Source organism: Rhodococcus sp. A14 (assembly GCF_011603105.1).
Classification (GTDB): Bacteria; Actinomycetota; Actinomycetes; order Mycobacteriales; family Mycobacteriaceae; genus Rhodococcus_F; species Rhodococcus_F opacus.
In genome coordinates this window covers 16,346-25,530 of the sequence record NZ_JAAOQS010000042.1, presented here as the reverse complement: position 1 = coordinate 25,530, position 9,185 = coordinate 16,346, and the positions used below count along the sequence as shown (strand labels likewise).

Below are 9,185 nucleotides of genomic sequence, written 5' to 3'. Positions count from 1 at the left end.
ACTCGGTAACAATCGATCTCTAGGCAAACTAGGAGGCGGCATGAAGCGCGCACGTATCACGAGCCTCACCGCGGGTGCGTTATGTGCCGCGTTCGTCGCCTGCACCACCGTCGCGAACGTCGGAGTCGCGGCCGCCGTGCCGATCTATCCCGCATCCGACCCCGACCCCTTCTACCTGCAGTCGCAGGGGCTGGCCGCTGCAGCGGTCGGGGAGCCCCTCGCGGTCCGTCCGATGCCGCCGCTGCTCGCCTTCCCCGACACCGACGTCTGGCAGGTGAAGTACCGCACCACCAACTCGGAAGACCACCCGATCTCGTCGGTCACCACCGTGCTGGTACCCCGCACCCGGCCGGTGAACGGGCCGCTGCTGTCGTATCAGCACATCATCAACGCGCTCGGACCGCGGTGCGCGCCGTCGCGGACCCTGTACTCGAACGACCCCGACCTCCAGATCAAGGAGGCGCCGGCACTGAACCTCGCACTGCAGCGCGGCTGGACGGTCGCGCTTCCCGACCACCTCGGCCCGAACAGTGCCTACGGTGCCGCGAAACTCGGCGGAACCATCACTCTGGACGGCATCCGCGCGGTTCAGCGGGTGCCCGAACTCGGTGTGGCGGAGAGCCCGGTCGCGCTCGCCGGATACTCCGGCGGCGGCATGGCGTCGGCGTGGGCCGCGGCGCTCGCACCCACGTACGCGCCGGAACTGAACATCGTCGGTGTCGCCGAGGGCGGTGTGCCCATGAACATCGGCAAGATGGCCAACGGACTCGGCATGCAACCGCATCCGGCATTCGGTCTCGCGATGGCGGCGGCACTCGGACTCGAGCGTGAGTACCCGGACCGCCTGCCGATCAGCGAGCAACTCAACGATCGCGGCCTGGCGATGCGCGACGAGATGGTCAACGCGTGCACCAACGGCATTCTGGCGGCCGGCGCCGGTCGCAGCGCGACGGAGGTCGCCAAGACCACCGACCTCATGAGCAGCCCGCAGGCCTGGGAGGTGCTGAACGAGAACAGCGTCGAGCTGTACCCGGGTGTTCCGACCGCGCCGATCTTCGAATGGCACAGCCCGACAGACGTACTCATCCCGGTCGACTCGATCGAGGCGACCGTCGCGCGTTACTGCGCCGCCGGCGCCAAGGTGCAATCCGATCTGTTCCCGAGCCCCGACCACCTGACCACCGCCGTGCTGGGCCTGCCGACCGCCCTGGACTACCTCGACGCCCGGTTCCGGGGCGACCCGGCGCCGTCCAACTGCTGATTGGTGCGGCGGCGATCAGCGACGGGTTGCGGGTGCGGCTCGTCGCCGGATTGTGTTCTGCCCGTACACAGTCCGAAAGTTGAGCGTTTGAGCAGATCTACCAGGGGGTATTCCGAACTCATGCACCCCAGCACACGCACCGCAGTCGTGACCGGATCGGACTCGCCGATGGGCCGAGCGGTCGCACTGGCGCTCGCGGACGACGGGTTCCACATCGGCCTCGCCTACGCCGCGGACCGGGACAGCGCCGAGTCCACCGCCGCCGACATCCGGTCCAGATCGGTGAACGCGGCCGTGCAGCGCATGGATCTGGCCGACCTGCCCGACTCCGCGGCCGCCGTCGACGAGTTCGCCCGGGAACTGGGCGGAATCGGCGTTCTCGTCAGCTGCCCCGGCAGCACCGCCGTCGAGTGCATTCAACGCGCCGTGCGTTACATGATCGCGAGCGGTGAGGGCGGCCGGATCGTCAACATCACCCCCTCGTCGTCCGGGCTCGGCGGACTCACCGGCCTGCTCGCCGCCGAACTGGCGCGATACTCGATCACCGTCAACTCGGTCGTGGTGCCCGCAGTCGAACCGGACTTCGCATCGCCCGGCCCCGACGACCGGGAAGTCGCCGCCGTCGCGTCGTACCTGACCGCGCCGGCCGCAATGTTCGTCACCGGGGCCGCCTACGTGGTCGACGGCGCCCGGATCGCCATGATCCCGCACAGCCTGACCGAGGCCGCCACTCGCCGGCCGGCCCGCCGCGCCAACCGCATCCGGTCCTACACCGGTCGCTGGGCGCCCACCCGCTGGACGAGGTGATCCGGTTCGCAGGGCCCCGAGACCGCGGACCCGCAGCCGAAAGCGTCGTTGCCGCCGCGCACCGGGAGTACCGTGTGCGCAGGGGGCTGCGAGTCGAGAGTGACGGTGTGATGCCGGCGGCAGTGAAGGGCACAGTGGGAAACCTGCCCCACGAACTGACGAGTTTCGTCGGCCGTCGCCGTGAGGTGACCGAGGCGCGACGTCTGCTGTCCGTGTCACGTCTGGTGACACTCGCCGGGATCGGCGGTGTCGGGAAGACCCGGCTGGCGTTGCGCGTGGCCGCCGATGCGAGCCGCGCATTCGAGGACGGCGTGTGGCTGGTCGAGCTGGGGGAGCTGGACGACGACACGACACTCGTCGACGCCGTGTCGGCGGCACTGCGACTGCGCGAGCAGCGCTCCGGGAACCCGGAGGTGCTGCTGACCGAGTACCTCGCGACCCGGCAACTGCTGCTGGTGCTCGACAACTGCGAGCACGTGGTCGCCGCGGCCGCCGCGTTGTCGGAGACGTTATTGCGGAGCTGCCCGGAGTTACGGATCCTCGCGACGAGCCGCGAACCGCTGGCCATCGGCGGCGAGGCGGTACTGCGGGTGCCGCCGCTGACAGTGCCCGAACCCGAACGCTCGTCCCTGCAGGGGCTGCCGCAGTACGAGGCGGTGACGTTGTTCGTCGAGCGGGCGGCCACCGCGGTGCCGGAGTTCGAACTCACCGAGGAGAATCATGTGGCGGTGGCCCGGATCTGCCGCCGGCTGGACGGATTGCCGTTGGCGATCGAGCTGGCGGCGGTGCGGCTGCGGGTGATGTCGGCGGAACAAATCCTGCAGCGGCTGACCGACCGCTACCGGCTGCTGACGGTCGGATCGCGGGGCGCGCCGAGCCGGCAGCAGACCCTGCGGCTGTGCGTCGACTGGAGTCACGAGCTGTGCACCGAGGAGGAACGCGCGCTGTGGGCGAGGCTGTCGGTGTTCGCCGGCGGCTTCGAACTGGACGCGGTGGAGGGAATCTGCGCCGGCGACCTGCCGGTGGAGAACGTCCTCGACGTGGTGGCGTCGTTGATCGACAAATCGATCCTGATCCGCGAGGAGTCGGGGCCGGCGGTGCGGTACCACCTGCTCGAGACGGTGCGTGACTACGGCCGTGAGAAATTGCAGGAGACCGGGGAGTACGTGTCGCTGCGCCGGCGGCACCGCGACTGGTACGAGCAGCTGGTGGTGCAGTGCGAGGCCGAGTGGATCGGACCCCGGCAGGTGATGTGGATCAGCCGGCTCGACGCGGAGACGCTGAACGTGCGGGCGGCCCTCCATTTCAGCCTGACCGAGCCGGGGGAGGCCCAGACGGGGCTGCGGATCGCCGCCGCCCTGTACCCGTACTGGCGCGCCCGCGGACTGCTCCGTGAGGGTCGCCGTTGGCTCGGACAGCTGCTGGGACGGCACCCGGGCGGCGCGAGCCGGGAACGGATCGAGGCGCTGTACGTCGACAGCGTGCTCGCGGGCATGCACGGCGACCGCGAGGCCGCGAAAGCACTGGTCGACGAGGGCGCCGTCCTCGCCGACAGGAACGGTGACATGCTGATGCGTGCCCTGGTGGTCCACGCCGCCGGGTGCTGCGCCATGTTCGCCGGGGACCTCCCGCGCGCACGGGCATGCTTCGAAGATGCGCTCGCCGAATTCCGCGACAAGGGCAACCTGCTCCAGTTGACGTGGGGACTGCTCGGGTTGGCGCTGGTGAGCGGCATGCAGGGCGACGGGGCAGTGGCGAAGATGTGCGGATCCGAGATCTTCGCCCTGACCGAGGCCCACGGCGAGTCCGTGTACCGGGGCTGGTCGCTGTGGGCGGCGGGAATGGCTGCGTGGCAACGCGGACACCTCGCCCTCGCCGACGACTACGTGAAGCAGGGACTGCGGCTGTCCCATCTGGTCGACGACCGGATCAGCGCGTGCGGGGCACTCGAGGTGCTCGCCTGGGTCGCCGTGGGTGCCGGCCGGGCCCAGCAGGCCGCCGAACTGATGGGCGCCGCGGAGGCGGTCGCGCAGACCGTCGGCAACCCCAGCACCGTCTACCCCAACCTGCTCGTCCACCACGCGGAATGCGAGCAGCAGGCCCGCGCCGTGATCGGGGACCGCGCGTTCGACGCCGCCTTCGACCACGGTATGCACACGTCGTTCGACGATGCGGTCGCGTACGCGCTCGACGAGCAGCGACCGGAGGCGGTGTCGGCGTCGAACGGGGCGACGCACCTGACCCGACGCGAATGGCAGGTCGCGGAACTGGTCGCCGACGGGCTCACCAACAAGGCGATCGCGGCCCGGTTGGTGATCTCCCAGCGCACGGCGCAGGGGCATGTCGAGCACATTCTCGCGAAACTGGGTTTCAACTCGCGCACCCAGATCGCGGCGTGGATCGTCGAACACGCACAGGACCCGCGCCCCTGACCGGGCACCTGCACGGGACGAAATAGGTATGTCCCCGGGTCGTTCAGCCGCTGTACTTCGCCGCCGCGGACGGGATGCTCGTACGCGTCCCCCCAATCCGGCTCCAGACCGAGGCCCCCGATGTCCACTGATCCCCGAACACACCGAAAGCCCGACCCCCAACTTCCACGGCCCCCGATTCTCCGTCGGGCGCACACCGACCGGTGTCTTGTGTGGATCGGGGGAAACCGAATGGCAGACGACGTGGTGGGGCAGGAACTCACGGGGGTGACGGCGTGACCACGGACGGCATGACCCGCTGGCAGGGACTCGCCCAGAAATGCGAGCTGATGATCCAACGCTGCCTCAACTGCACGACCCTGCTCGCGCCGTTGATGGCCACCTGCTCCGCTTGTCAGGGGTCGAACCTCGAGCGTGTCCCGTCGTGTGGCGTCGGATCGATCGTGTCCTCGAAGGTGGTTCACCGTGAGGTGAACGAGGCGGACCGTGGTCTCGTCCCGTGCACGATCGCGATCGTCGAACTCGACGAGGGTCCGTGGGTCTACACCTGGATCGACGGCGACGTCCCGGCACCGTCCGACTGTCCGGTTCGCGTCGAGTTCCGCCCCGCGTCGAGGGCGGAACAATTGCCGGTGTTCGCGGTCCGCTCCGCCGGTCAGCGGTGATCGGCGTGACGACACAGACCGCGGACGAACCGGAGGAAGCGTTCGGCACCGAGTGGCTGCGCCTGGCGCTTCGCCGGTGCGATCTGCTCGCGCAGATGCACTCGGTGAGCTCGGATGCCCGGTGGATGATCAGCTTCGCGATCCAGTGGGCACCGTTCGGTGGTGCCAGCGCGGCGGAACTGCTGGAGCGATTCGGTGTCAGCCGCCGACGCTTCATGGAACTCGTGCTCGAGGGACTCGCACCGAAATCCACCGATGTCCAGAAGATCCGTGCGATGAAAAGTCACCTGCGCACGTCCCTCGCGCAGGCGTGGGACGTGCGCTAGCTGCCCCGGTGGATCACCCGGGCAGCAGATCGTCCAGGTGGATCGGCACCTTCCGGACCCGGACGCCGGTGGCGTGACGAACAGCGTTCGCCACCGCGGCCGCGGCCCCGACGATGCCGATCTCGCCGGCGCCCTTCGATCCCATCGGGTTGGCGTGCTCGTCGACGTCGTCGAGGCACACCGCGTCGAGGTACCTGATGTCGGCGTGCGTGCTGACGTGATAGGAGGCAAGGTCCTGGGTCACGACGTGACCGAATCGGGGGTCGTTCACACTGCTCTCGTGCAAGGCCATCGAGATGCCCATGGTCATCCCGCCGAGGAGTTGCGACCGAACCGTGCGGGTGTTGATCACCCGGCCGATCGCGAACACCCCGAGCATGCGTTCGACGCGGATCTCGCAGGTGTCCCGGTGGACGTGCGCCTCCACGAAGTGGGCACCGAACGAGTGGAGCGCGAACTTGTCGGCGTCGGGGTTGTCGGGCGTCCCCGCACTCGTCGCCGCGCCCGGGGCGGGTGACGTGCCGTGCTGGTCCCGGAACGCCCGGGCCGCCGCGACGATCGCACTGCCCCAGGAACTGCTACCCGTGGAGCCGCCTGCGACGGTCGCCGACGGAAGATTCGTGTCGCCGATCTGCAGGACGATTGCGTCGAGGGGACAGCCCAGAGCGTCGGCAGCGATTTGCGTGAGCGCGGTCCATGCGCCGGTGCCGATGTCGACCGACCCGATCTGCACGGTGTACGTGCCGTCGGATTCGTACACGATCCGGGCAACCGATCCCGGTGACGTGTTGGCGGGATACGTTGCGGACGCGACGCCCATCCCCACCTGCCACTCGGAGTCCGACCCGGCCCGCGCCGTCGCGTCGCGGTCCGCCCACCCGAAGCGCCGGGCGCCCTCCCGCAGGCAGTCGGTGAGGCGCCGACCCGACCAGGGGCGGCCCGTACTCGGGTCGACGTCGGGTTCGTTGCGGATCCGCAGTTCGATCGGGTCGAGTCCGCAGGCCTCGGCCAGTTCGTCCATCGCCACCTCGGCCGCGAACATGCCCGGGGTCTCGCCGGGCGCACGCATCCAGGAGGGGGCGGGCACGTCGAGGGACGCGAGACGGTGGGTGGTGTACCGGGTGCCCGCGGAGTACATCAGCCGCGACGGGACTGCCGCCTGTTCGGCGAATTCCTTGATCTTCGCGGACTGCACGATCGCCTCGTGGGAGAGCGCGGTCAGCCGTCCGTCCGCATCCGCCCCGAGCCGGATGTGCTGCACCGTCGGGGTGCGATACGCGGAGAGGGCGAACATCTGCTGCCGGGTGAGCGCGAACTTCACCGGCCGGCCGTCCACCCGCTGCGCCGCCAGCACCACGAGCACGTCGTGCGCGTGCGGCAGTCCCTTGGAGCCGAAGCCGCCGCCGACGTACGGGGCGATCACCCGCATCTGCTCGACTTCAAGTCCGAACATCGGTGCCAGCGTCTGCCGCACGGAGTGGACGCCCTGCGTCGAATCGTGCAGCGTCAGAACCGGTCCGCTGCCGCCCGGGGTCCATCGGGCGATGGCGGCGTGCGGTTCCATCGGATTGTTGTGTTCCATCGCGGTGGAGTACACCTGATCGACCGTGACCGCGGCGGCGGCGAGTGCCGCGTCGACGTCGCCGTCCTCGGTGTCGGTCGGGAACCCCGCGTTCACGTCTTCGGGGGCGTACAGGTCGTCCCGGCCGGAATGGAAGTCGGTGTCGTGGGATTCCACGTCGTAGTCGACACGCACGAGGCTCGCGCCGTGCCGGGCGACCTCCGGTGTCTCCGCGACCACCGCACCCACGAACTGGCCGCGGAAGTGAACCTCGGGGTCCTGCAGGATCGCGAGTTCCCCGTCCGAGGTGTCCGCGAGGCGGGGCGCGTCGAACACCGTCAGGACCGCGAGCACCCCGTCCAGGGCTTCCGCGTCGGCCGTGTGCATCGCCCTGACCCGGCCGCGTCCGATCGTCGACAGGATCGGATGCAGATACGTCGGCTGCTCCACGGGGTACTCGAACGCATACAACGCCGAACCGGTCACCTTGTCGTGGGCGTCCAGCCGCTCGGCGGAGGTTCCGATCACCTTCGGATCGACGAGGGTCATCGGCGCGCCTCCTCGGTGAGTGATCGAAGTACCGACACGAGCACCCGCCGGGTCAGTTCGACCTTGAATTCGTTTCCCGGAAGTGGTTGTGCCGCCGCGAGTTCCGCGCCAGCGGCCTCGGTGAACGTGTCCTCCGTCGGCTGCGATTCGACGAGGACCTCCTCGGCGAGCGTGGCGCGCCAGGGCCGGTGTGCGACCCCGCCGAGCGCGACCCGTGCCGACGTGATCGACGCATCCTCGATCGTCAGCTCGGCGGCCACCGACACCAGCGCGAACGCGAAGGAGGCACGGTCGCGCACCTTCCGATACGCGGACCGGTTTCCGGCGGGCGGCGGGGGCAGCTCCACGGCGGTCACGAGGTCGCCGTGCGCGAGGACGGTGTCGTGCTCGGGCCGGTCCCCGGGAAGCCGGTAGAACTCGCTCAACGGGATTCGCCGTTCACCGTCGGCACTGCGCACCACCACGACACCGTCGAGCGCCGCCATCGCGACGGCCATGTCGGACGGGTGCACAGCGACGCAGTGCTCCGACGCGCCGAGAATGGCGTGGTAGCGCACGTAACCGCCGATCGCGGAACATCCGGTGCCGGGCTCCCGCTTGTTACACGGCGTCGAGACGTCCTGGAAGTACACGCACCGGGTCCGCTGAAGCAGGTTTCCCGCCGTGGTCGCGACATTGCGCAGCTGTCCCGACGCACCGGAGAGGAGCGCGCGCGACAGCATCGGGTACCGGGCGCGGACGACGTCGTGCGCGGCGAGATCGCTGTTGCGGACGGCCGCCCCGATCCGGAGCCCGCCGTCCGGAAGTTCGACGACGTCGTCGAGGGGGAGACGGCTCACGTCGACGAGGAGATGCGGGTGCGCCACCCCCAGCTTCATGTGGTCGACGAGGTTGGTGCCGCCGGCGAGGAACGACGCCCGCGGGTCACCCGTGACCGTGGCGACGGCACTGTCGACGTCGGTGGCCCGCTCGTAATCGAAGGGAATCACGCCTCCGCCGCCTGCCTGATCGCCGCGAGGATGTTCGGGTACGCGCCGCACCGGCAGAGGTTTCCGTTCATCCGCTCCCGTATCTCGTCGTCGGTGAGTTCGGGCGGAGCGGTCAGGTTCTCGGTGACGGCGCTCGGGTGCAGGGCCAGGAACTCGTCGAACATCCCGATCGCCGAACAGATCTGACCGGGCGTGCAGTAACCACACTGCAGTCCGTCCTGCTCGACGAATGCCTGCTGAACGGAATGCAGCACCTCTCCGTCGGCCAGTCCGTGCGCGGTGACGACGCGGTCCCCGTCGTGGGCGACGGCGAACGTGAGGCATGACGTGGCCCGTCTGCCGTCGAGGAGGACGGTGCACGAGCCGCACTGGCCGTGGTCGCAGCCCTTCTTGGGCGCGGTCACCCCGAGGTGATCGCGAAGCGCGTCGAGCAGCGTCGTGCGGGTGTCGACTTCGAGTGTCCGTTCCTCACCGTCCACGGTGAGGGTGATCTTCCGGTAGCGGGGGCTGTCCGCGACATTCATGGCGGGAGGTTACCCGCGGGCACCGATCCCGAATCAGAGTCGGCTCCCGCGGGAATTGCTGGTATATCGGA

8 protein-coding genes are annotated in these 9,185 nt (G+C 69.4%); 5 read left to right on the top strand and 3 right to left on the bottom strand.

From position 1 onward, the window contains the following. Positions 1 to 40: 40 nt before the first annotated feature. The 5 genes from G9373_RS22060 (at position 41) to G9373_RS22040 (ending at position 5,491) form a co-directional block, all read left to right on the top strand. Positions 41 to 1,261, top strand: coding sequence for a lipase family protein (locus tag G9373_RS22060; protein WP_005570621.1), 1,221 nt, complete (start codon positions 41 to 43; stop codon positions 1,259 to 1,261). Positions 1,262 to 1,381: 120 nt separating this feature from the next. Next, positions 1,382 to 2,068: an SDR family NAD(P)-dependent oxidoreductase gene (locus G9373_RS22055; RefSeq protein ID WP_005255758.1), complete on the top strand. Its 687-nt coding sequence runs from the start codon at positions 1,382 to 1,384 to the stop codon at positions 2,066 to 2,068. A gap of 74 nt (positions 2,069 to 2,142) precedes the next feature. Next, positions 2,143 to 4,500 carry a LuxR C-terminal-related transcriptional regulator gene (locus G9373_RS22050; RefSeq protein WP_120661485.1) on the top strand — a complete coding sequence of 786 codons (2,358 nt, stop codon included), beginning with the start codon at positions 2,143 to 2,145 and terminating at the stop codon, positions 4,498 to 4,500. Between the two features lie 275 nt (positions 4,501 to 4,775). Next, on the top strand, positions 4,776 to 5,165 hold the full coding sequence (locus G9373_RS22045; RefSeq protein ID WP_005570623.1) for an OB-fold domain-containing protein: 390 nt from the start codon (positions 4,776 to 4,778) through the stop codon (positions 5,163 to 5,165). A 5-nt stretch (positions 5,166 to 5,170) separates the two neighbouring features. Continuing rightward, positions 5,171 to 5,491 (top strand): hypothetical protein, encoded by a 321-nt coding sequence (locus tag G9373_RS22040; RefSeq protein ID WP_005246323.1) that lies wholly within the window; start codon positions 5,171 to 5,173, stop codon positions 5,489 to 5,491. A gap of 13 nt (positions 5,492 to 5,504) precedes the next feature. Here G9373_RS22040 and G9373_RS22035 read toward each other — a convergent pair whose 3' ends face one another. From G9373_RS22035 to G9373_RS22025, 3 genes are read right to left on the bottom strand one after another with little or no spacing between them, the layout of a single operon-like run. Beyond that, positions 5,505 to 7,601, bottom strand: a complete 2,097-nt coding sequence (locus G9373_RS22035) for a xanthine dehydrogenase family protein molybdopterin-binding subunit (RefSeq protein WP_167116766.1) — start codon at positions 7,599 to 7,601, stop codon at positions 5,505 to 5,507. Then, on the bottom strand, positions 7,598 to 8,590 hold the full coding sequence (locus G9373_RS22030) for a xanthine dehydrogenase family protein subunit M (RefSeq protein WP_054246533.1): 993 nt from the start codon (positions 8,588 to 8,590) through the stop codon (positions 7,598 to 7,600). Before G9373_RS22030 ends, G9373_RS22035 begins: the two co-directional genes overlap by 4 nt. Continuing rightward, positions 8,587 to 9,114 (bottom strand): 2Fe-2S iron-sulfur cluster-binding protein, encoded by a 528-nt coding sequence (locus tag G9373_RS22025; RefSeq protein WP_005255769.1) that lies wholly within the window; start codon positions 9,112 to 9,114, stop codon positions 8,587 to 8,589. The genes G9373_RS22030 and G9373_RS22025 overlap by 4 nt, the downstream gene beginning before the upstream one ends. Positions 9,115 to 9,185 lie beyond the last annotated feature (71 nt).